20 protein-coding genes are annotated in these 21,451 nt (G+C 55.7%); 11 read left to right on the top strand and 9 right to left on the bottom strand.

Translation table 11 applies throughout. The features are described from left to right. Positions 1–2: 2 nt before the first annotated feature. The 6 genes from OU789_RS10680 to mdh form a co-directional block, all read right to left on the bottom strand. Complete coding sequence (locus tag OU789_RS10680; protein ID WP_274655569.1) at positions 3–2,954, bottom strand: 2-oxoglutarate dehydrogenase E1 component; 2,952 nt, start codon at positions 2,952–2,954, stop codon at positions 3–5. Next, positions 2,951–3,511 (bottom strand): DUF805 domain-containing protein, encoded by a 561-nt coding sequence (locus tag OU789_RS10675; RefSeq protein ID WP_274655568.1) that lies wholly within the window; start codon positions 3,509–3,511, stop codon positions 2,951–2,953. The genes OU789_RS10680 and OU789_RS10675 overlap by 4 nt, the downstream gene beginning before the upstream one ends. Beyond that, positions 3,508–4,065, bottom strand: coding sequence for a DUF805 domain-containing protein (locus tag OU789_RS10670; protein WP_274655567.1), 558 nt, complete (start codon positions 4,063–4,065; stop codon positions 3,508–3,510). Before OU789_RS10670 ends, OU789_RS10675 begins: the two co-directional genes overlap by 4 nt. A 151-nt stretch (positions 4,066–4,216) precedes the next feature. After that, positions 4,217–5,104 (bottom strand): succinate--CoA ligase subunit alpha, encoded by an 888-nt coding sequence (gene sucD / locus OU789_RS10665; protein WP_263952434.1) that lies wholly within the window; start codon positions 5,102–5,104, stop codon positions 4,217–4,219. Between the two features lie 4 nt (positions 5,105–5,108). After that, on the bottom strand, positions 5,109–6,302 hold the full coding sequence (gene sucC, locus OU789_RS10660; protein ID WP_274655566.1) for an ADP-forming succinate--CoA ligase subunit beta: 1,194 nt from the start codon (positions 6,300–6,302) through the stop codon (positions 5,109–5,111). A 266-nt stretch (positions 6,303–6,568) separates the two neighbouring features. Next, the gene (gene mdh, locus OU789_RS10655) at positions 6,569–7,531 is read right to left on the bottom strand and encodes a malate dehydrogenase (protein ID WP_263952436.1); all 963 of its coding nucleotides are present in this window, start codon (positions 7,529–7,531) and stop codon (positions 6,569–6,571) included. 173 nt (positions 7,532–7,704) lie between these two features. Between mdh and OU789_RS10650 the strand changes: the two genes are divergently transcribed. The 9 genes from OU789_RS10650 to OU789_RS10610 all read left to right on the top strand — a co-directional run bounded on the left by OU789_RS10650 (position 7,705) and on the right by OU789_RS10610 (position 14,990). Beyond that, on the top strand, positions 7,705–8,457 hold the full coding sequence (locus OU789_RS10650) for a sulfite exporter TauE/SafE family protein (protein WP_263952437.1): 753 nt from the start codon (positions 7,705–7,707) through the stop codon (positions 8,455–8,457). Positions 8,458–8,590: 133 nt separating this feature from the next. After that, positions 8,591–9,451, top strand: a complete 861-nt coding sequence (locus OU789_RS10645; RefSeq protein WP_274655565.1) for an HpcH/HpaI aldolase/citrate lyase family protein — start codon at positions 8,591–8,593, stop codon at positions 9,449–9,451. Between the two features lie 36 nt (positions 9,452–9,487). Further along, positions 9,488–10,045, top strand: coding sequence for an NnrU family protein (locus OU789_RS10640; protein WP_274655564.1), 558 nt, complete (start codon positions 9,488–9,490; stop codon positions 10,043–10,045). Continuing rightward, a complete protein-coding gene (locus tag OU789_RS10635) occupies positions 10,042–10,245 on the top strand; it encodes a DUF1737 domain-containing protein (RefSeq protein ID WP_263952440.1) in 204 nt (67 codons plus the stop codon). Before OU789_RS10640 ends, OU789_RS10635 begins: the two co-directional genes overlap by 4 nt. Further along, positions 10,245–11,273 (top strand): MaoC family dehydratase, encoded by a 1,029-nt coding sequence (locus OU789_RS10630; RefSeq protein WP_274655563.1) that lies wholly within the window; start codon positions 10,245–10,247, stop codon positions 11,271–11,273. Before OU789_RS10635 ends, OU789_RS10630 begins: the two co-directional genes overlap by 1 nt. A gap of 252 nt (positions 11,274–11,525) precedes the next feature. Beyond that, positions 11,526–11,909, top strand: a complete 384-nt coding sequence (gene sdhC, locus OU789_RS10625) for a succinate dehydrogenase, cytochrome b556 subunit (protein WP_263952442.1) — start codon at positions 11,526–11,528, stop codon at positions 11,907–11,909. 10 nt (positions 11,910–11,919) lie between these two features. Then, positions 11,920–12,291 (top strand): succinate dehydrogenase, hydrophobic membrane anchor protein, encoded by a 372-nt coding sequence (gene sdhD, locus OU789_RS10620; protein ID WP_263952443.1) that lies wholly within the window; start codon positions 11,920–11,922, stop codon positions 12,289–12,291. Positions 12,292–12,303: 12 nt separating this feature from the next. Beyond that, positions 12,304–14,109 (top strand): succinate dehydrogenase flavoprotein subunit, encoded by a 1,806-nt coding sequence (sdhA, locus tag OU789_RS10615; protein WP_263952444.1) that lies wholly within the window; start codon positions 12,304–12,306, stop codon positions 14,107–14,109. A gap of 101 nt (positions 14,110–14,210) precedes the next feature. Then, positions 14,211–14,990: a succinate dehydrogenase iron-sulfur subunit gene (locus OU789_RS10610; protein WP_263952445.1), complete on the top strand. Its 780-nt coding sequence runs from the start codon at positions 14,211–14,213 to the stop codon at positions 14,988–14,990. A 62-nt stretch (positions 14,991–15,052) separates the two neighbouring features. On the opposite strand, the gene OU789_RS10605 is transcribed toward OU789_RS10610, so the two are convergent. Next, positions 15,053–15,451 carry a DUF1801 domain-containing protein gene (locus OU789_RS10605; RefSeq protein WP_274655562.1) on the bottom strand — a complete coding sequence of 133 codons (399 nt, stop codon included), beginning with the start codon at positions 15,449–15,451 and terminating at the stop codon, positions 15,053–15,055. 450 nt (positions 15,452–15,901) lie between these two features. Here OU789_RS10605 and OU789_RS10600 point away from each other — a divergent pair, with 450 nt between their 5' ends. Continuing rightward, complete coding sequence (locus OU789_RS10600; protein WP_274655561.1) at positions 15,902–17,077, top strand: type III PLP-dependent enzyme; 1,176 nt, start codon at positions 15,902–15,904, stop codon at positions 17,075–17,077. Positions 17,078–17,150: 73 nt separating this feature from the next. On the opposite strand, the gene deoD is transcribed toward OU789_RS10600, so the two are convergent. Both deoD and OU789_RS10590 read right to left on the bottom strand, forming a co-directional pair. Further along, a complete protein-coding gene (gene deoD, locus OU789_RS10595) occupies positions 17,151–17,855 on the bottom strand; it encodes a purine-nucleoside phosphorylase (protein WP_263952448.1) in 705 nt (234 codons plus the stop codon). A gap of 65 nt (positions 17,856–17,920) precedes the next feature. After that, the gene (locus OU789_RS10590) at positions 17,921–19,888 is read right to left on the bottom strand and encodes a methylmalonyl-CoA mutase family protein (RefSeq protein ID WP_274655560.1); all 1,968 of its coding nucleotides are present in this window, start codon (positions 19,886–19,888) and stop codon (positions 17,921–17,923) included. Positions 19,889–20,013: 125 nt separating this feature from the next. Between OU789_RS10590 and OU789_RS10585 the strand changes: the two genes are divergently transcribed. Then, positions 20,014–21,399 carry a 1-acyl-sn-glycerol-3-phosphate acyltransferase gene (locus OU789_RS10585; RefSeq protein WP_274655559.1) on the top strand — a complete coding sequence of 462 codons (1,386 nt, stop codon included), beginning with the start codon at positions 20,014–20,016 and terminating at the stop codon, positions 21,397–21,399. Positions 21,400–21,451: the final 52 nt, after the last annotated feature.

Raw genomic sequence — 21,451 nt, 5'->3', positions numbered from 1 at the left:
GTTTATCCTTCGAGTGTGAGCGCGTCGTTAACGAGCGCTGCTTGTTGAGCTTTGTGTTGCGATGCAAGACCTGTGGCAGGGCTCGCGGAGGCGGCACGACCGACATAAACCGGACGTGTGTGCTTGGCTTTGATGCGGTCCAGAACCCATTCGATGTTGGGCTCCATGAAGGTCCAAGCCCCTTGGTTCTTTGGCTCTTCCTGACACCAGATGACCTCTGCGTCGGGGAAGCGGCCAAGCTCGTTAACGAGCGACATGGCGGGGAACGGATAGAACTGCTCGACGCGCAGAAGATAGATGTCGTCGATGCCGCGGGCGTCGCGCTCTTCGAGGAGGTCATAGTAGACCTTGCCCGAACACATAACCACGCGTTTGATCTTCTTGTCGGCTACTAACTTGGTGTCGCTGTTGCCCTGCTGCGCATCATCCCAGAGGACACGGTGGAAGGAGCTTCCGGTTGTGAACTCTTCTTTGGTGCTGACGGCGAGCTTGTGGCGCAAGAGCGACTTTGGCGTCATCAACACGAGCGGCTTGCGGAAGCTGCGGTGCAGCTGGCGGCGCAGGATGTGGAAGTAGTTGGCTGGCGTTGTACAGTTGGCAACGATCCAGTTGTCTTGTCCGCACATCTGTAGGAAGCGCTCAAGGCGGGCGGAGCTGTGTTCCGGTCCTTGACCTTCAAAGCCGTGAGGCAGAAGCATCACGAGGCCCGACATCCGCAGCCATTTGCTTTCACCAGAGGAAATGAACTGGTCGAACATGATCTGCGCACCGTTGGCGAAATCGCCGAATTGCGCTTCCCATGCAACGAGGGCGTTCGGCTCGGCCAGCGAATAGCCATACTCGAACCCGAGCACAGCATATTCCGATAGCATGGAGTCGATCACTTCGTAGCGGGCTTGCCCTTCGCGGACGTGGTTCAGCGGGTAGTAGCGCTCTTCGGTTTCCTGATTGATCAGGCCGGAGTGACGCTGGCTGAATGTACCGCGGGTGGAGTCCTGTCCGGCAAGGCGAACGGGATAGCCTTCGGTCAGAAGGGAGCCGAAAGCCAGCGCTTCGCCGGTTGCCCAGTCGATACCTTTGCCGGTTTCGAACATCTTGTTCTTTGACTCAAGCAGGCGGCTCACCGTCTTGTGCAGCGGGAAGTCTGCAGGCACCGTTGTGAGGCTCTTGGCCACATCATCAAAGGTTTTCTCGGAGATAGCGGTTTTGCCGCGCTGGTATTGCTCGCCCTTTTTGTCGAGATGCGACCAGCGGCCATCAAGCCAATCCGCTTTGTTGGGTTTGAAGTCTTTGCCGATTTCAAACTCTTCGTTCAGGTGGGCCTGAAACGCCGCTTTCATATCCTCGATCTCGCCCTCGGGGATAAGGCCGTCTTTGACAAGGCGCTCTGTATAGAGCTGAAGCGTTGTTTTCTGCTTTTTGATCTTCTTGTACATGATCGGGTTGGTGAACATGGGCTCGTCGCCCTCGTTGTGACCAAACCGGCGATAGCAGAAGATATCCAGAACCACGTCTTTGTGGAACTTCTGGCGGAATTCGGTGGCAACCTTGGCGGCATGCACAACAGCTTCCGGATCATCACCGTTCACGTGGAAAATCGGAGCTTCAACCATCAGCGCGATATCGGTTGGATAGGGGCTGGAGCGGCTAAAGTGCGGCGCAGTGGTAAAGCCGATCTGGTTGTTCACGACGATATGGATAGTGCCGCCAGTTTTGTGACCGACGAGGCCAGAAAGGCCGAAACACTCCGCGACAACGCCCTGACCGGCAAAGGCCGCGTCACCGTGCAGAAGAACAGGCAGGGTTGCGATACGGTCTGCGTCGTTGGTTTGTTCCTGCTTGGCGCGGGCCTTGCCCAGAACAACGGGGTTCACGGCCTCAAGGTGGCTTGGGTTCGCCGTAAGCGATAGGTGAACCGTGTTGCCGTCAAACTCACGGTCGGACGATGCGCCGAGGTGATATTTCACGTCGCCGGATCCGTCGACATCTTCGGGCTTAAAGCTGCCACCCTGAAATTCGTTAAAGATCGCGCGGTAGGGCTTGCTCATCACGTTACAGAGAACGGAGAGGCGGCCACGGTGCGGCATACCGATCACGATATCCTTAACGCCGAGGGACCCACCGCGTTTGATGATCTGTTCCATCGCGGGAATGAGGCTCTCGCCGCCATCAAGGCCGAAACGCTTGGTGCCCATGTATTTGACATGGAGGAACTTCTCGAAACCTTCGGCCTCGACCAGCTTGTTGAGAATGGCTTTACGGCCGTTCTTGGTAAACTGTATTTCCTTGCCAAACCCTTCGATGCGCTCCTTGAGCCAAGCCGCTTCGTCAGGGTTGGAGATGTGCATGTATTGCAGTGCGAATGTGCCGCAATATGTGCGCTTCACGATCTCTACGATCTGGCGCAGGGTCGCGATTTGAAGGCCAAGCACATTGTCGATGAAAATCGGGCGATCCATGTCGGCATCAGTGAAGCCGTAGGATTTCGGATCAAGCTCTGGGTGCTTTGTGTCTTCACGCATGCCAAGCGGATCGAGATCAGCGGCGAGGTGGCCACGGATACGGTAAGCACGGATCAACATAAGCGCGCGAACGGAATCAAGAACGGCACGTTTCACTTGCTCGTCCGAAACAGACGCGCCTTTTTCGGCGGCCTTTTCTTTGATCTTTTTGCCCGCAGCTTCGGGCTCTGTGCCCCACTGACCATCAAGAGCGGCGGTTAGCTCGTCGTTTGGAACAGGCGGCCAGTCATTGCGCGCCCAGCTTGGACCAGCCGCTTCGGCAACCACGTCGCTGTCCAGATCGCCAAGAGCCGCAAAATACTCCTGCCACGCCGCATCAACTGCGTTGGGGTCATTGGCATATTGAGCGTAGAGCTGCTCGATATACTCCGCGTTGTGCCCTTGCAGGAAGGACGACGCATGGAATTGTTCGTTGTTTGACTGGTCGGTCATTGGGGGGCCTCATTCGGGTTGGGACCGTAAGTATTCGGGTTTGGATCAGAGGGGCGTGTTAGCCACCAGATCACAAGAAGCGGGGCGAAAATGCCAATCACAAGTGCGGGAAACAGGATCGCGAGGGACACAGCGCCGAGAGCCGTGGCAAGGCCGCCTAGTCCGAGCGTGCCGCCGGTAAACGCGATGGTTCCGGCAGAGACGGACAGGAACAGGCCGATGCCAATCATGGCGATCAGCGGGAAAAACAGATACAGGCCGGAGCGTCCGCTGTCGTGCATGCGCCGCCAACCGACCGCGAGAAGCGGGATCATAGTTGCGAGCGAAAACAGGCGGCCAAGCGGGCCGTTGTCGTGAACTTCGGTGGTTGTTGTGTGGGATGCATCATCGGTGGTGATGGTGAGATCAACGCCAAAGAAAGTCACATCCAGCACCGTTGTCACGATATTGCCGAGAATAATAAAAAGGAAAAAATACCAATACTCCGGACGAGAGGCCCGTCCGGAGAAAGTAACGTATTTCTGAAAACACGTCTTTATGGATTGGGTAAAGCTCATTGATCGGCTTCCACAGGGCAGGGACCATATTCGTTCTCTCCAGGCTCGGACGGAGCAAACCCCCAGAGAAAAATAATCAATAGTGCGACGGCAGATAGGATTGTAGCAGGAAGCCCTGTAAGGAGACCCACAATCAGGGCAAGAGGAATTGAAGCGTACGCAACTAAGCTAGATAGAGTTGCCGCAATGGTCGGCGCAAGGAACGCGCAGAAAACTGCAATCCAAGCGAAGTAGCTGGGATACCCAATGTCGTGGACCCGCCGCGTCAGCATAACCAAAAGCGGCAAAACACAAAGCCAACCGACAATGCTGCTTGCCAGTCTTGGGCCATAGTCCGTGACCTGACGTACTTCGACGCTTATTTCACCTGTGAGCAGACTCTTTGAAGTTGTCGTCTCCTCATAAATTTCAGGCCCGAGCACTAACAGACCGAAGGCCAGTGCTGCACCCATGGCCAGTAAAATTGGGCCTACGACACGCCAGTAGGATTTGCGGCCAGAACGACCCGCAAAGATAGCGCCAAGCTTACGCTGTGGTGCGGCAGTGTCAGTCATGCCTCGTTTCCTGCTAATTCATTAACGAATGATTTGCGCGATCCGCCCCGACCTACCGAAGGCGAGCCTCCGGTTGATCGAGCAGGCGCATCGCACCTGCCCTCGGGTATGGCGCCGCGTACAGCGCTATGTGCGGATCGCAGCATGTACATTAACCGAGCTCAATCGCTTTGATCACGGCTTCGCCAAGGGTGGCGGGGCTGTCGGCGACAACGATACCAGCGGATTTCATCGCTTCGATCTTGTCTTCGGCACCGCCCTTACCACCGGCAACGATCGCACCGGCGTGGCCCATACGGCGGCCTGGAGGGGCTGTGCGGCCAGCGATAAAGCCAGCGGTTGGCTTCCAGCGGCCTTTTTTCTTCTGCTCGGCGAGGAATTCAGCAGCTTCTTCTTCTGCGGAGCCACCGATTTCACCGATCATGATGATGGACTGTGTTTCGTCGTCATCAAGGAACATGTCGAGCACGTCGATGTGCTCTGTGCCTTTGATCGGGTCGCCGCCGATGCCAACAGCCGAGGACTGGCCGAGGCCAAGGTCGGTTGTTTGCTTTACGGCCTCATATGTGAGCGTGCCGGAGCGCGAAACCACACCACAGGAGCCACGCTTGTGGATGTGGCCAGGCATGATGCCGATTTTGCAGGCGTCAGGTGTAATCACGCCGGGGCAGTTTGGCCCGATGAGGCGGGATTTGGAGCCTTCAAGCGCGCGCTGAACGCGCATCATGTCGAGCACAGGGATGCCTTCGGTGATACAGATGATGAGTTCCATCTCTGCGTCGATGGCCTCGAGGATCGAGTCCGCCGCGAAGGGGGGCGGAACATAGATCACGGAGGCATTGGCTTCGGTCACGTGCTTGGCTTCGTGAACGGAGTTGAACACGGGCAGGTTCAGGTGGGTTTGACCGCCTTTGCCCGGTGTTACGCCGCCAACCATTTTGGTGCCGTAAGCGATGGCCTGTTCGGTGTGGAATGTGCCCTGCGAACCGGTGAGGCCCTGACAGATCACTTTTGTGTTTTCGTCTACGAGTACTGCCATGATCCTAGCCCTTCACCGCTTTAACAATTTTTTCGGCGCCGTCTTTGAGATCGTCGGCGGCAATCACGTCAACGTCGGAGTTGTTGATGATGGCCTTGCCTTCTTCAACATTGGTTCCTTCGAGACGTACAACCAGCGGCACCTTGAGGCCCACTTCTTTCACCGCAGCGATCACACCTTCGGCGATCACGTCACAGCGCATAATCCCACCAAAGATATTCACGAGGATGCCTTTAACGTTTGGATCGGAGGTGATGATCTTGAACGCTTCGGTCACTTTCTCTTTGGTCGCGCCGCCGCCTACGTCGAGGAAGTTGGCAGGCTCGGCACCGTAGAGTTTGATGATATCCATGGTTGCCATGGCAAGGCCTGCGCCGTTGACCATACAGCCGATTTCACCGTCGAGCGCGATGTAGTTGAGGTCGTATTTGCTGGCCTCAAGCTCTTTGGGGTCTTCTTCGGTGTCGTCGCGGAGAGCGGCGATGTCGGAGTGACGATAGAGCGCGTTGCCGTCGAAGGAGACTTTGGCGTCGAGCACCTTGAGATCGCCTTTGTCGGTCACGATCAGCGGGTTGATCTCGAGCATCTCCATGTCTTTTTCGAGGAATGCTTTGTAGAGCAGACCCATCAGCGCAACGCACTGCTTGACCTGCGCACCTTTAAGGCCGAGCGCAAATGCGATGCGGCGACCGTGGAAGCCTTGGTACCCTGTTGCCGGATCAACCGAGAAGGAAAGAATCTTCTCTGGTGTTGCTGCTGCAACTTCTTCGATGTCCATGCCGCCCTCAGTGGAGCAAACGAAAGACACGCGGGAAGTTTGGCGATCAACGAGCAATGCGAGGTAGAGTTCGGTTTCGATGCCGGAACCGTCTTCGATATAGATGCGGTTCACTTGCTTACCGGCAGGGCCGGTTTGATGTGTGACCAATGTACGGCCCAGCATCGCTTTGGCGTGCTCTGCGGCTTCCTCAACGGATTTCGCAAGGCGCACACCGCCTGCTTCGCCCGCTGCTTCTTCTTTGAATTTCCCTTTGCCGCGACCACCTGCGTGGATCTGCGCCTTAACAACCCAAAGCGGGCCGTCCATTTCGCCAGCGGCGGTTTTCGCGTCTTCGGCCTTGAGTACAACACGCCCGTCCGAAACAGGTGCGCCGTAGCTGCGAAGAAGCGCCTTCGCCTGATATTCATGAATGTTCACGAAAAAATCCTATCTACTACTGCGTTCTTTTCCACGTAAACACGCATATAGGTCGTAAACAAACGGATTTCACACTGTGGTGGCGGATTTTGGCTGATTTAGCCAATTTTGTGATCACAGCCCCAAATAGTGTGATCACAAAACGTGAAATACCCGAATCGCAGCGCCTAAAATGTTAGCGCTCCCTTAAGAATAAGGGGTTCGGGGCAGGAAACGAAAAAGGGCCGGAAAACTCCGGCCCAGTTTCAATAGATTTCAAGCAAGGCTTAGCCAAGCGAAGGATCGATTTCCTTACAAGCTTTCACGAGGCCTTTTACCGCGTCGACAGAGTTGTCGAACATGGCTTGCTCTTCTTTGTTCATCTTGATGTCGACAACGCGCTCGATGCCGCCGGCGCCGATTACGGTTGGAACACCCACATACATACCTTCGAGGCCGAGAGCGCCGTCAACATAGGCTGCGCAAGGCAGAACGCGCTTCTGGTCTTTGAGGTAGGCTTCGGCCATTTCGATTGCCGATGTGGCTGGTGCGTAGAAAGCGGAGCCTGTTTTCAGCAAGCCAACGATTTCGGCGCCACCGTCGCGGGTACGCTGGATGATCGCGTCGAGCTTCTCTTGTGTGGTCCAGCCCATTTTCACGAGGTCTGGAAGCGGGATGCCTGCAACAGTCGAGTACCGTGCGAGCGGCACCATTGTGTCGCCGTGGCCGCCGAGAACAAACGCTGTGACGTCTTTCATAGAAACGTCGAACTCGGATGCGAGGAAGTGGCGGAAGCGTGCGGAGTCAAGAACGCCAGCCATGCCGCAAACTTTTTCGTGCGGAAGGCCGGAGAATTCGCGCAGCGCCCAAACCATCGCATCAAGCGGGTTGGTGATGCAGATCACGAATGCGTTCGGTGCGTGCTTAGCGATGCCTTCGCCGACGGATTTCATCACCTTGAGGTTGATGCCGAGCAGGTCGTCGCGGCTCATGCCGGGTTTACGTGCAACACCAGCGGTCACGATGCAAACATCCGCGCCAGCGATATCAGCGTAATCGGTTGTGCCCGACATAGTAGCGTCAAACCCTTCGGAAGGGCCGGACTCCGCGATGTCGAGGGCTTTGCCCTGAGGGATGCCGTCTGCGATGTCAAAGAGGACGACGTCGCCCAATTCTTTCATTGCGGCGAGGTGTGCGAGCGTGCCGCCGATTTGTCCCGAGCCGATTAACGCGATTTTGGGTCTGGCCATGAATTTGATCCTTGGTCTGTTATGTCCACGAGTTTCCCTAGCCATTTGCGGCGCGTCACGCAAGTGCGCTGCACTGCGGCGCGTCTGTGGAAAAGGGGTTACGTTAGCGCTATCGAACGTATAATGGTGTTGGGAATTACCAATAAAACACCGCGCTACAGGGCAGTTACACCATGGAATTCGATCTGGTATTTTTCGCGTTTGCCATTCCGGCTGTGCTGTTTGCGGGTATATCCAAAGGTGGTTTCGGGAGCGGCGCGGCCTTTGCGGCGACGCCGTTTTTGGCGCTGATTCTCGAGCCGGGGCAAGCGGTTGGATTGATGTTGCCGCTGCTTATGCTGATGGATATCGGTGCGCTTAAGGCGTTCTGGAAGCAGTGGAATTGGGACGATGCCAAACTGATGATCCTTGGCTCGCTTCCTGGAATCCTGCTCGGTGCAGCGCTCTATAGTGTGGCCAATCCCGATGTGTTCAAGTTCTTGATTGGTCTCGTGGCGGTCGGGTTCGTGGCATATACCGCAGCGCGATCAAGCGGGCTTTTGAAGACGGCGGAGAAGCCCTTGCCGCGTGCAGCGGGGGCGATTGCAGGGGCGGTTGCGGGCTTTACAAGTTTCATTAGCCACGCAGGTGGGCCCCCTGCGGCGGTTTATCTTTTGTCGAAAAAGATGAGCAAAACCGAGTTTCAGGCCACAACAGTGATCATTTTTTGGGCGATCAACCTTATTAAGTTTGTGCCTTACCTGATGCTCGGCATCTTCAGCAAAGAAACGGCGATTGCGAATGTCTTGCTTGCACCCGTTGCGTTTCTTGGCGTGTATCTCGGGGTGATCGGGCATCGCAAAATGCCGGAAACCTGGTTCTTCCGCCTGACATATGCGTTTTTGCTGATTACGGGCTGTAAGTTGATTTGGGAAAGCCTCACTTAGGGCGGCTTTACAACGGGTGTGACGCGGCGAAAATTGCCGAGGTGGCGGATTTTTCTGCGTTGCGGCAAAATTAGCCTTGCCATTTTGGTGCGAATTGGGGATTGTTTGCGCAATATTATTGCGAGGACGATTGATGTCAGACACCATCCCCCCCAAACTTGTGCGCTCTGTTCTTTATATACCAGCGTCCAAACCGCGCGCGCTTGAAAAGGCCAAGGGGCTGCCTGCGGATGCGATTATCTTTGATCTGGAAGACGCTGTTTCGCCCGAAGAGAAAGTTGCTGCGCGCGCAACGCTTGCCGATGCACTCAAATTGGGCGGCTATGGAGACCGGCTCAAGGTCGTGCGGGTGAATGGCGCGGACTCCGAGTGGGGCGCCGCAGATTTGGCGGCTCTCAAAGGGCTCGCGTTTGATGCGGTGTTGCTTCCCAAGGTTGAAACGGCGGACGATGTTGCGGCGGCGCGGAAGGTGCTGCCGGAGGTGCCGGTTTGGGCGATGATCGAAACCCCGCTCGGGGTGCTCAACGCGGCCGATATCGCCGCTCATCCCGCGCTCGAGGCATTTGTTATGGGAACGAATGACCTTGCCAAAGAGCTCAACTGCCGTTTCCGCGCGGATCGACTGCCGCTGATGGGGGCGCTTCAATCGTCTCTTTTGGCGGCGCGGGCGCATGGGGTTATTGCGATCGACGGTGTGTTCAACGCCTTTAAAGATGACGAGGGCCTTGCGGCGGAATGCGAGCAGGGGCGCGACCTTGGTTTTGATGGGAAAACGGTGATCCACCCCGCCCAAATTGCAACCGCCAATGCTGTCTTTTCCCCCAGCGAAGAGGCCATCGACCTTGCGAAACGTCAGATCGCGGCGTTTGACGCGGCCAAGGCGGAGGGGCAGGGTGTTGCCGTTCTGGATGGCAAGATTGTCGAGAACCTGCACGTTGCCACAGCCCGCGATATCCTCGCCAAGGCAAAGGCCATTGCGGAGCGCACGGAATAGGGGCAATGTGAACGAGATTCACATTGGGAGGTTTTTATGATCTGGCTTATTCTCGGCGTTCTACTCTGGATGGACGCGCATATGTTCAAACGGATTTTGCCACAGGTGCGCGAACGCATGGGCAACGCTGGCAAGGGCGTTGTGGCGGGCACGCTCTTGTTGAGTATCGTGCTGATGGTGATCGGATACCGCAGCGCGGAGGTTATTCCAGTCTATACGCCGATGGCAGGGATGGGGCACCTTAACAATCTGCTTATGCTCTTCTCTATTTTCCTGCTTGGTGCAGGAAGCGCTCCGGGCGTTGTGCGGACCAAGATCCGCCACCCGATGTTGACGGGTGTGATTGTTTGGGCGGTTGCGCATTTGCTGGTGAATGGCGATCTGGCCTCGATCATCCTATTCGGTGGTTTGGGCCTCTGGGCCATTGCACAGATGCTGCTTATCAATCATGCAGAGGGCGCTTGGCAACGCCCCGAAGCGGGCACTTGGGCCAGAGATTTGCGCGTCGTGGTGATTGCGATCGTGCTCTATGCGGTCATTGCCGGCATTCACACTTGGCTAGGATATAGCCCATTTCTAGGAACTTACGGATGAAACTTTACAGACTACTCACAGAAGACGACACATCCGCATTTTGCCATAAGGTAACAGATGCGCTGAACAAGGGTTGGGAACTGCATGGCTCTCCCTCTTACGCCTTTGATCAGGCCAACGGCGTCATGCGGTGTGCGCAAGCCGTAATCAAAGAGGCCGAAGGCACATACACACCTGAAACCAAACTGGGTCAGCACTAATGAAAACCAACGCGGGGCGCTTTTTCGAGGATTTTGCCGTTGGGCAGGAGATTATCCACGCTGTGCCCCGCACACTCTCTGGCGGGGAGCGCGCGCTGTATCACGCGCTTTATCCCGCGTGCCATGCGATCCATTCGTCCGATGAGTTTGCCCGTAGCTCCGGGTTGCCCGAAGCACCGCTTGATGGGCTCATAGGTTTTCATACAGTTTTCGGCAAAACGGTGCCTGACATTTCGCTAAATGCGGTTGCCAATCTTGGATATGCGGAGGGGCGTTTCTTAAAGCCGATTTATACGGGTGACACGCTTCGGTCTGTGAGCGAAGTGATTGGCGTTAAGCAAAACAGCAACGGCAAATCTGGTGTTGTCTGGGTGCGGACCACGGGGTTGAACCAGCGAGATGAGGCGGTTTTAAGCTATGTGCGCTGGGTTATGGTTAAAAAGCGTGACGTCGGCTCAGAGGCGCCAGAGACCGTAATTCCAAAACTTAATCCTGTTGTTGCGGCGGACGACTTACCCGTTCCAAAGGGATTGAATTTTAGCGGTTATGATTTTGCCCTCGCCGGAGAGCCGCATCGGTTTGCGGATTACGAGGCTGGCGAGATCATCGACCATGTAGACGGCGTAACCATCGAGGAAGCCGAGCATATGATGGCCACCCGCCTTTGGCAGAACACGGCCAAGGTGCATTTCGATACGCGGCAGCGCCCAGACGGGCGGCGGCTTATCTATGGTGGGCATGTTATGTCTCTTGCGCGGGCGCTGTCATTCAATGGATTGGCCAACGCGCAACTCATCGCCGCGATCAATGGGGGATCCCACGCGAACCCTTGTTTTGCAGGCGATACGGTCACTGCATGGAGCGAGGTGTTGGACAAGGCGGAGGTTGACGCGCCGGGTATTGGCGCATTGCGGTTGCGGCTCGTAGCGAGCAAGGGTGGAGCGGCTGGCGCGTTGAAAGACGGTGCGGGGAAATACAATCCCGACGTTCTGCTTGATTTGGATTACTGGGCCTTCGTTCCGGTCTAGGGCAGGTCGCGGCAACCCGAAATCTTGCCAAACCGGCACAATCCTTAGAGATTCTCTTATCTTCACAAAATCAGAGAATTGTTACTTTATTTGTGATCACGGGGTTGCAAGCTGTGATCACATCTTGGGGTTTATCGCTAACTTGCGGCAATTTTCCCGCGATTTTACGCGCTCAAAGAGTGACAGCTTCGATTTTTCCGCTATTAGTGGCATAAACATACCAAAGGCATCACATCCTGAAAGGGAGTCCCCATGGCTGATCCAAAGCAGAGCGCGCGGCCGCTCTCTCCGCATCTCACCGTCTATCGCTGGCAGATAACCGCGATCTCTTCGATCCTGACGCGGATCACAGGAAACGCATTGCTGGCGTCATTCGTGCTTGGGGTCTGGTGGCTTTTCGCAGCGGCGAGCGGGCCGGAGTATTTCGACTTCGTCAATGGCATCCTGACCTGCTGGGTTGGTGACATCATCATGACGCTCTCGGTACTGGGCATCTGGTATCACTTCCTCGCTGGTTTGCGGCATCTCTATTATGATGCGGGCAAGGGGCTTGATATTCCGACCGCCGAGAAGCTGGGCTGGGCCTGTGTGATTGGCTCTGTCGTTCTGACCATTCTGACAATCGTGATCGTCTAAGGGGGCCGAGATGCGTTATATTACAGATCGTAAACGGGCCGAAGGCCGCGGTGCATCGGGCACAGGAACCTATGACCATTGGTACATGCAGGTAAGCGCCGTTGGCCTTGCTGTTTTGACCCCGTTCTTTGTTTACATTTTCGGCAGCGCGCTAGGCGGTACTTATGAAGAGGTGATCGCCACGTTCTCCCGCCCCATCCCTGCGATTATCACAGGTTTGATGCTTGTCTTTGGTCTTCAGCACTTCCGCAAAGGGGCGCAGATGATGATCGAGGATTACCTGCGGGGCTTTGCCAAAAAATTCTGGATCGTGACGGTGATCCTTTTCTCTTACGGGGTAATGGCCGCTGGCCTGTTCTCCCTCGCCAAAATCGCGCTTTAAGGAGCTGGCTCCATGACTGCATATGAATATGAAACCCACGACTATGATGTAGTTGTTGTTGGTGCCGGTGGTGCCGGTTTGCGGGCGACACTCGGAATGGCGGAACAGGGGCTGCGTACGGCCTGTGTGACCAAGGTTTTCCCGACGCGTAGCCACACTGTTGCCGCGCAAGGCGGGATTGCGGCATCGTTGTCAAACATGGGCCCTGATAACTGGCAGTGGCATATGTATGACACGGTCAAAGGGTCGGACTGGCTTGGTGATACGGATGCGATGGAATACCTCGCTCGTGAAGCTCCCAAGGCGGTTTACGAGCTTGAGCATTACGGCGTGCCATTTTCGCGCACCGAAGAGGGCAAGATTTACCAGCGCCCCTTCGGAGGCCACACAACCGAATTCGGCGAAGGCCCCCCCGTACAACGGACGTGCGCCGCTGCCGACCGGACAGGCCACGCTATCCTTCACACGCTTTACGGCCAGAGCCTCAAGCACAATGCGGAGTTCTTTATCGAGTACTTCGCGATTGATCTCATCATGTCCGAAGATGGCGAATGTCAGGGCGTGGTTTGCTGGAAGCTCGACGATGGGACAATCCACGTCTTCAACGCCAAGATGACCGTACTGGCCACCGGTGGTTACGGCCGCGCCTATTTCAGCGCCACATCGGCCCACACCTGTACGGGTGATGGCGGCGGTATGGTGGCGCGGGCTGGCCTCGCGCTGCAGGATATGGAATTCGTGCAGTTCCACCCGACCGGCATTTACGGCTCCGGCTGTCTGATTACTGAAGGTGCGCGCGGCGAAGGGGGTTACCTCACCAACTCCGAGGGCGAACGTTTTATGGAGCGGTACGCGCCGACCTACAAAGACCTCGCGCCACGCGACTATGTGAGCCGGTCGATGACCATGGAAATCCGTGAAGGCCGCGGTGTGGGCGAGGGGAAAGATCACATCCACCTCAACCTGAGCCACCTCCCGGCGGAAGCCTTGGCCGAACGCCTTCCTGGTATTTCGGAAAGCGCCAAGATTTTCGCGGGCGTTGACGTGACCAAGGAGCCAATCCCCGTCATTCCGACCGTGCATTACAACATGGGCGGTATTCCGACGAACTACTTTGGCGAAGTGCTGAACCCGACCAAGAAAGACCCCAACGCCGTTGTGCCGGGCCTGATGGCTGTGGGTGAAGCGGGCTGTGCCTCGGTGCATGGTGCGAACCGTCTTGGCTCGAACTCGCTTATCGACCTCGTGGTGTTCGGTCGTGCCGCTGCGATCCGCGCCGGTTCCGTTGTTGATGCCGAAGCACCGAACCCTGTGCTGAACCAAACTTCGGTTGATGCCGCGCTTGATCGTTTCGACGGGCTGCGCCACGCGAAGGGCAATGTCGCCACCGCAGAGTTGCGCCTTGAGATGCAGAAAACCATGCAGGCCGACGCCGCTGTATTCCGCACCGACAAAACCCTCGCAGAGGGTGTTGAGAAGATGACGGTAATCGCAGGCAAGGTGGATGACCTTAAAGTCACAGACCGTAGCCTCGTGTGGAACAGCGACCTTATGGAAACGCTGGAATTGACCAACCTCTTGCCAAACGCGATGGCAACGATTGTTGGCGCCGAAGCCCGTAAGGAAAGCCGCGGCGCGCACGCGCATGAAGATTATTCCGAGCGCGATGACGAAAACTGGCGTGTCCACACCATCAGCCGCGTGGATGGCAACAAGGTCGATCTGAGCTATCGTCCTGTTGTTGTTGATCCGCTGACGACCGAAAAAGAGGGTGGTATTTCGCTCAAGAAAATCGCCCCTAAAGCGCGGACGTTCTAGGTGTGTTGATGATGAAGCGCTTCACAGAAGACCGGATCAACCTTGCCCCCATGGGCGAGGTTTGTGACACCGACAAAGATTACAGGCGTTAGGAGTCTGAAATGGTTGAACTCGTATTACCGAAAAATTCTAAAATTAAAGTAGGGAAAACGTGGCCAAAGCCCGAGGGCGCGACGAATGTGCGCAAGTTCCAGATTTACCGCTGGAATCCTGATGATGGCAAAAACCCCCAGATCGATACCTATTTCGTCGACATGGACACCTGTGGGCCAATGATTTTGGATGCGCTGATCAAGATCAAGAACGAGATTGATCCAACGTTGACTTTCCGCCGGTCCTGCCGTGAAGGGATTTGTGGCTCCTGCGCGATGAATGTGGGCGGTGTGAACACGCTGGCCTGTATCTATGGCATGGACGAGGTGAAGGGTGACGTTAAGATTTATCCGCTGCCGCATATGGAAGTGGTGAAGGATCTGATCCCTGACCTCACCCATTTCTACGCGCAGCACGCATCGATCATGCCGTGGCTCGAAACCAAGACCAACCGCCCTGCGAAAGAGTGGAAACAGTCTATTGAGGACCGCAAAAAGCTTGATGGCCTCTATGAATGTGTGATGTGCGCGAGTTGCTCCACATCTTGCCCAAGCTATTGGTGGAACAGCGATAAGTACCTCGGCCCTGCGGCACTTCTTCATGCGTATCGCTGGATTATCGACAGCCGCGATGAAGCAACCGGCGAGCGTTTGGACGATCTTGAAGATCCGTTCAAGCTCTATCGTTGTCACACAATCATGAACTGCGCCAAGACCTGTCCGAAGGGTCTGAACCCTGCAGAGGCGATCAGCCACATTAAGAAAATGATGGTCGAGCGCGCAGTCTAAGGCGCGCAAATTTTAACGGAAAAGCCCCGCCATTTTGTTGGGGCTTTTTTGTTGGGGGCGTGTCAGTCAACGCTGATACGTTCAAGCCGCCCTTTACGTTTGACGATATTTTTGTAATCCCATTGAACCAACGGCGCTTCCGCCAGCCATGCTCGCAATAGGTCATGGTCGATCCCCTGCGCCTCAGTAAAGCGCGCTTCGGCTGCTTTGAACTTTCCCTCACGTGCAAGGCCACGCGCCTCGAAAGATTGTCCGCTCCAGAACAACAGCCGCACGCAATGCTTGAGTTTGCTGTAGCCGACGATCGGGTTGTCTTCCAGAAACCAGACCGGATGGGCATGCCAAATTTTGCTTTCGGCAAGTGGGAGAGCCGCGTCGATTTCGGCACGAAGCACATCGCAAATCTTCTGATCTTCTGGAGATTGCGCGGCGTGATAATCGGAGATCGTCCTATGGGTCATGCGCCCAAATTAGCAGATGACTGCGCCAATTCAAAAAACCTCACCACTCTGATTTGCTTTTTGCGTCACAACACCCTAGATGAATCAGCATGGGCATGCGTACGGCGCGGCCACGACATCCAATGTGTTTTTTGGCATATGAGGGCGGAATTATGGGTAAGAATACGCGAAAATTTGCGCTTTTCTAGGACGGGGAATGCCGCCTGAATCCGACGTTACTTGTTGTTTTTCAATGAGTTGCGAGCCTCTCTCTCATGCAGATGAAAAAACTTTGAAGTCGCGCAGCAAAAAACTGTTGATTTTGAAAACGATTCATCACAAATACCGCTTCTAGACGCCAACGCACGCGCCTCTGTCCCAAGGGTTTCATCCCCCATGGTTACGTAGCGACGGTAACGTCTCTGAATGGAAGTGAGCGGTCATATATGGCCGGGTCTGTTGGAGATGACCATGAACGCATACGTAACCGAGTTTTCGGTCCCTGAATCCTTTTCGCCTGTTCACCGAGCAGAGCAGTATATCCGTAACACCCGTTTTGACCGCCCCACACTTGTGGTGGACCTAGAGCAGGTTGCCGCCCAGTATGACGCGCTCAAGGCTGGCCTTGGACGGGCCGCGATGCACTATGCGGTTAAGGCAAACCCAGCTCCGGAAATCATTGCGAAACTGGCGGAAATGGGATCGAACTTCGATGCGGCCTCCCGTGCGGAAATCGAGCTGTGCCTTTCGCAAGGCGCACCAGCGGAGCGGATTTCCTTTGGTAACACCATCAAGCGCGTGTCCGACATTGCATTTGCGTATCAAGTTGGCGTGCGCCTCTTTGCAGTCGATGCCGAAGAAGAGATGGACAAGATCGCCGAAAACGCACCGGGGGCCGATGTATTCGTTCGCGTGATTGTAGAGAATTGCGATGCGGATTGGCCGCTCACCCGCAAGTTCGGTTGCGCGCGCGATAAGGTTCTGCACTTGCTGGAGCTTGCTGGTTCGCTTGGTCTGAACGCCAAGGGGCTGTCGTTTCATGTTGGATCGCAAACGCGCCAAGCTGCGATGTGGGAAAACACGCTCGATCAGGTTGCTGCGATTTGGCAAGACGCAAAAGAGGCAGGGTTTGATCTGTCTCTGCTTAACATCGGTGGCGGCTTCCCTGCGTTCTACGGTGACGAAATCCAAGGGCCGACTGATTATGCACGCGCCGTGATGGCGCAGGTTCAAGCGCGGTTTGGTGATGTTCCTGAACTTATCGCAGAGCCTGGTCGTGGGCTTGTTGCCGAAGCGGGGATGATCGCTGCCGAAGTTGTATTGGTCTCGCGCAAGTCTGAAAATGATCTGAGCCGCTGGGTTTACCTTGATATCGGCAAGTTCTCTGGCTTGGCCGAAACCATGGACGAGTGTATCCGCTATCAGTTCCTGACTGATCGCGACTACGAAGACACCGGCCCTTGCATCCTCGCTGGTCCAAGCTGTGACAGCGCCGATGTGCTTTATGAAAAGCGCCCTGTGCACCTGCCACTTGGCCTTAAATCAGGTGACCGGATTATCATCCCGTCCTGTGGGGCCTATACCTCAACCTATGCTTCCGTCGGGTTTAACGGCTTTCCGCCGCTCGATGTGGTTGTGCTGCCGTAAATCGGGCAGTAGAGGCAAAAAGAAAAGCGGCGAGGGGCAACCTTCGCCGCTTTCGTTTTAAGAGGTAATTGTTTTACGCAAACGCCGCTTCAAGCGCGATTTCAACCATATCGCCAAAGCTCTTCTCGCGGTCCTCGCTTGGCAGGGCTTCCCCTGTCAGCAGGTGGTCACTCACCGTAAGAACAGCAAGCGCGCGGCGGCCATAACGGGCGGCGAGATTGTAAAGCTCGGCGGCTTCCATCTCGACGCCAAGAATTCCGTGACGCTGCATTTGCTCGTTCAGGTCCGGGCGTTCGTCATAAAACACGTCGCTTGAGTATATCCCACCAACATGGGTTGGGGTGCCTTTGGCTTCGGCCGCATCCGCAGCCGCTTTGAGCAAGCCATAGTCGGCGCACGGCGCGAAGTTGAGTTCCTTGAAAATCCCGCGCGAAGGGGTTGAGAGGGTGGAGGCGGTCATTGCGATGATCACATCACGCACCCCCACAGATTTCTGCATCCCGCCGCAAGAGCCAATACGGATCAGCGTTTGGGCGTTGTATTCGGAGATCAATTCATTCGCATAGATCGACAGGCTGGGCATCCCCATACCAGAGCCGTGTATTGTAACGCGGTTGCCTTTCCATGTACCGGTAAAGCCGAGCATTCCGCGCACCTCGTTCACGAGTTTTACATCGGACAGAAAGGTTTCGGCCGCCCATTTTGCGCGATAGGGATCGCCGGGCAGGAGGACAGTTTCGGCAATATCGCCGGGTTTTGCGCCAATATGGACAGTCATTGCGGGCCTCGCGTTTTTTGATCGGATGGACAATCACTGCACAAACCGAGGCCGAGTTGCAAGCGTTACTCCGCGGCGGCGCGGGCCGGATCAACGAGGGTCACGATGTCATGCATGATGCGATTGAGCTCGAAATCCTTGGGCGTGTAAATCCGAGCGACCCCCTTGTTGATAAGACGAGTTGCATCCTCGGCGGGGATAATGCCTCCTGCGATGATCGGGATATGCCCAAGCCCCGCGACATGCATCCGCTCAAGCAATTCCTCAATCAGCGGCACGTGGCTTCCCGACAGAATCGAAAGCCCAACAACATGCGGGTTTTCACGTTTTGCCGCGGCAACGATCTCTTCTGGCGTGAGGCGAATGCCTTCGTAGCTAATTTCCATGCCGCAATCGCGCGCGCGTGTGGCAATTTGCTCAGCCCCGTTTGAGTGGCCATCAAGGCCGGGTTTGCCGACAAGCAGCTTCATCCGGCGGCCAAGATTCTGGCTCGCCACATCAACGGCAAGGCGAATGTCCTCCAGCCCCTCCGTCTGGTTTGACGGTGTTTTGCGCACACCGGTTGGCGCGCGATACTGGCCGAATACAGCGCGCACAACATCGCCCCATTCTCCCGTGGTTACCCCCGCTTTGGCACAGGCAATCGAGGCAGGCATGATGTTTTCTCCACTTTGCGCAGCGGCGCGCAGAGCGGCGAGCGCATTGGAAACCGCATTGGCATCGCGGCTTTCACGGAAGGCATTGAGCCGCGCGATCTGGTCTTCTTCGGCGCCTGCGTCAGCTTCCATGATCGCACGGTCGCCGGTTGTGAGTGGGCTGTCGGCAGTTTCTGTCCAGCGGTTCACGCCAACAACGGTTGTTTGGCCTGTCTCGATCTTGGCCAAGCGTCTTGCGTTGCTTTCGACGAGTCGCGCTTTCATATATTCAATCGCCGCAATCGCGCCGCCCATGTCTTCGATCTGGGCAAGTTCTGCGCGCGCGCCGTCTTTGAGCGCTTCAACTTTGCGGGTTACGGCAGGGTTCTCGTCAAATAGGTCATCGAATTCCAGCAGGTCGGTTTCATAGGCCAGAATTTGCTGCATCCTAAGCGACCACTGCTGATCAAAGGGGCGGGGCAAGCCAAGCGCTTCGTTCCACGCCGGAAGTTGTACCGCACGGGCGCGCGCATTTTTACTTAGGGTTACGGCCAGCATCTCAAGAAGGATGCGATATACGTTGTTCTCTGGCTGTTGTTCAGTCAGGCCAAGGCTGTTGACCTGAACACCATAACGGAAGCGGCGGTATTTCTCCTCCGTGATGCCGTAACGCTCGCGGGTAATCTCATCCCAAAGCTCAACAAAAGCGCGCATTTTGCACATCTCTGTAACGAAGCGAATGCCTGCGTTCACGAAGAAACTGATGCGTCCAACCATCTGAGGGAAATGCTCTGGTGGTGTTTTCTTGCGTAAGTCATCCAACACGGCAATCGCCGTGGCGAGAGCAAAGGCAAGCTCCTCTTCCGGCGTCGCGCCCGCTTCCTGAAGGTGGTAGGAGCACACATTCGTGGGGTTCCATTTCGGCAAATGCGTGCGCGTATAGGCGGCCACATCTGTGAGCATCCGCAGGCTCGGCTCCGGCGGGCAAACATAGGTGCCGCGGCTTAGATATTCCTTGATGATATCGTTCTGCACGGTCCCTTTGAGTTGGGAAACATCCGCGCCTTGCTCTTCGGCGGTCGCGATATATAACGCCAGTAACCATGGGGCCGTCGCGTTGATGGTCATCGAAGTGTTCATTTGCTCCAGCGGAATATCGTGAAACAGCGCGCGCATATCTCCGATGTGGTTGATCGGAACGCCAACTTTGCCAACCTCACCCCGCGCGAGCGCATGATCGCTGTCATATCCTGTCTGCGTCGGCAGGTCGAACGCAACCGAGAGTCCGGTCTGACCTTTGGCGAGGTTTTCACGATAAAGCGCATTGGATGCTTTGGCCGTGGAATGGCCTGCATAAGTGCGAAACAGCCATGGGCGGATCTGGTCTGGATTTGACATCTCGGAGTCGCCTTGCAATTAAATTTCTAGATGAGTCATATTTACGTAATAAAATATCTCTGTCAATCGCTGCGTTGCGGCATTAGCGGGTTTACTCCGAGGCAAGGGGCTGAAACCTTGGGCTGATGTTTCAAACCGTTGAAATTCCTGTCTGGGTAATCGTTATTGTCGCGCTATTGGCGGCGGTTGCGGCGTTGGAACGGATCCTTGTACCGTCTGTACGATGGTTTTTTCGCCGCCGGATGGAGCGCGTTGTGGCGCGGCTCAACACACGGCTGGAGCGGCCGATCGAGCCCTTCAAGCTCGCGCGGCGGCATGACACAATTCAGCGGTTGATTTACTCCCCGCAGGTCTCCGAAGCGATTAACGAATATGCCGCAAGCGAAGGGGTCCCGGAAAACGTCGCGTTTGAGAATGCGCAGCGTTACGCCAAAGAGATTGTGCCCTCATTTTCGGCAACAGCCTATTTCGGGTTTGCGATCCGATTGGCACGAGTGATCTCGCGTTCGATCTACCGGATCAGGATCGGCTATTTCGACGAAGAGGCGCTCTCGAAAATTTCCCCTGAAGCAACGGTTGTGTTCGTGATGAACCACCGTTCCAACATGGATTATGTGCTTGTCACCTATCTCGCGGCAAAGCGTGCGGCTCTCTCATATGCCGTCGGCGAATGGGCAAGAGTCTGGCCGCTACAAGGGCTGATCCGCTCTATGGGGGCTTATTTTATTAGACGAAAGTCTTACAACGCGCTCTATCGCGGGGTGTTGGCGCGTTATGTTCAAATGGCCACCGAGGCGGGCGTAGCGCAAGCAGTATTCCCAGAAGGGCGGCTTTCGTTAACGGGCGGCGTCGGCGACGCGAAGCTTGGCATTCTAAGCTATGTGATTTCCGGCTACCACCCGCTGCGCGATCGGGATGTGGTTTTCGTTCCTGTGGCGCTTAACTATGACCGCGTGCTTGAAGATCGGGTACTCCGCGAGGCGGCGCATGGCGGGCGCAGTAAATTCAAATTCTCTGTCTGGCGAAGCTTTGGGTTCATGTTCCGACAGCTTCGTTTCATGCTCACCGGACGTTTCCACAGATTTGGATATGCAGCTGTGAGTTTTGGCGAGCCACTGTCCCTGCGGGCGTTTTCGCAAAGCCAGACTGGGAACCTCCCACCGCTTGTCGCCGAAGAGTTGATGACGCGCGTGCGGGCTGTTGTTCCGGCGGTTCCCGTTCCGATGGTTGCAACGATCTTTGAACAAGCAGAGCGCCCGCTTACGCACGATGATGTTGTCGAGCGATATGTGAAAATGCTCGATCTGCTGCGCTCAAACGGTGTTCATGTGCATGTGCCGCGCGATAACCCTGCTTATGGCGCGGAAGTTGGGTTGCGGATGTTAAAGCTGCGCCGCTTCGTGTTGGAACAGGAAGATGGTTTTGTAATAAGCCCAAAATCAGCTGAATTCGTTACGTATTACGCTGAATCCATTGCGCATTTCTTTGAGCCGTCGGAGGTGTCGCTCTGATTATTCTGCAGTTGCTCGGTTATTAAATTACAAAAATTAATCAAAATGGGTT

It is taken from the genome of Halocynthiibacter sp. C4 (genome assembly GCF_028823805.1).
In the GTDB taxonomy this organism is placed as follows: domain Bacteria; phylum Pseudomonadota; class Alphaproteobacteria; order Rhodobacterales; family Rhodobacteraceae; genus Falsihalocynthiibacter; species Falsihalocynthiibacter halioticoli.
Note: the sequence above shows the minus strand (reverse complement) of the source record. Positions and strands in the feature narration are given on the sequence as shown.

Excerpts from the sequence above, each read along its gene's own strand:
- OU789_RS10680 (WP_274655569.1), bottom strand. The coding sequence starts at position 2,954 with ATGACCGACCAGTCAAACAACGAACAATTCCATGCGTCGTCCTTCCTG.
- OU789_RS10675 (WP_274655568.1), bottom strand. The coding sequence starts at position 3,511 with ATGAGCTTTACCCAATCCATAAAGACGTGTTTTCAGAAATACGTTACT.
- OU789_RS10670 (WP_274655567.1), bottom strand. The coding sequence starts at position 4,065 with ATGACTGACACTGCCGCACCACAGCGTAAGCTTGGCGCTATCTTTGCG.
- sucD (WP_263952434.1), bottom strand. The coding sequence starts at position 5,104 with ATGGCAGTACTCGTAGACGAAAACACAAAAGTGATCTGTCAGGGCCTC.
- mdh (WP_263952436.1), bottom strand. The coding sequence starts at position 7,531 with ATGGCCAGACCCAAAATCGCGTTAATCGGCTCGGGACAAATCGGCGGC.
- OU789_RS10650 (WP_263952437.1), top strand. The coding sequence starts at position 7,705 with ATGGAATTCGATCTGGTATTTTTCGCGTTTGCCATTCCGGCTGTGCTG.
- OU789_RS10645 (WP_274655565.1), top strand. The coding sequence starts at position 8,591 with ATGTCAGACACCATCCCCCCCAAACTTGTGCGCTCTGTTCTTTATATA.
- OU789_RS10640 (WP_274655564.1), top strand. The coding sequence starts at position 9,488 with ATGATCTGGCTTATTCTCGGCGTTCTACTCTGGATGGACGCGCATATG.
- OU789_RS10635 (WP_263952440.1), top strand. The coding sequence starts at position 10,042 with ATGAAACTTTACAGACTACTCACAGAAGACGACACATCCGCATTTTGC.
- OU789_RS10630 (WP_274655563.1), top strand. The coding sequence starts at position 10,245 with ATGAAAACCAACGCGGGGCGCTTTTTCGAGGATTTTGCCGTTGGGCAG.
- sdhC (WP_263952442.1), top strand. The coding sequence starts at position 11,526 with ATGGCTGATCCAAAGCAGAGCGCGCGGCCGCTCTCTCCGCATCTCACC.
- sdhD (WP_263952443.1), top strand. The coding sequence starts at position 11,920 with ATGCGTTATATTACAGATCGTAAACGGGCCGAAGGCCGCGGTGCATCG.
- sdhA (WP_263952444.1), top strand. The coding sequence starts at position 12,304 with ATGACTGCATATGAATATGAAACCCACGACTATGATGTAGTTGTTGTT.
- OU789_RS10610 (WP_263952445.1), top strand. The coding sequence starts at position 14,211 with ATGGTTGAACTCGTATTACCGAAAAATTCTAAAATTAAAGTAGGGAAA.
- OU789_RS10605 (WP_274655562.1), bottom strand. The coding sequence starts at position 15,451 with ATGACCCATAGGACGATCTCCGATTATCACGCCGCGCAATCTCCAGAA.
- OU789_RS10600 (WP_274655561.1), top strand. The coding sequence starts at position 15,902 with ATGAACGCATACGTAACCGAGTTTTCGGTCCCTGAATCCTTTTCGCCT.
- deoD (WP_263952448.1), bottom strand. The coding sequence starts at position 17,855 with ATGACTGTCCATATTGGCGCAAAACCCGGCGATATTGCCGAAACTGTC.
- OU789_RS10590 (WP_274655560.1), bottom strand. The coding sequence starts at position 19,888 with ATGTCAAATCCAGACCAGATCCGCCCATGGCTGTTTCGCACTTATGCA.
- OU789_RS10585 (WP_274655559.1), top strand. The coding sequence starts at position 20,014 with ATGTTTCAAACCGTTGAAATTCCTGTCTGGGTAATCGTTATTGTCGCG.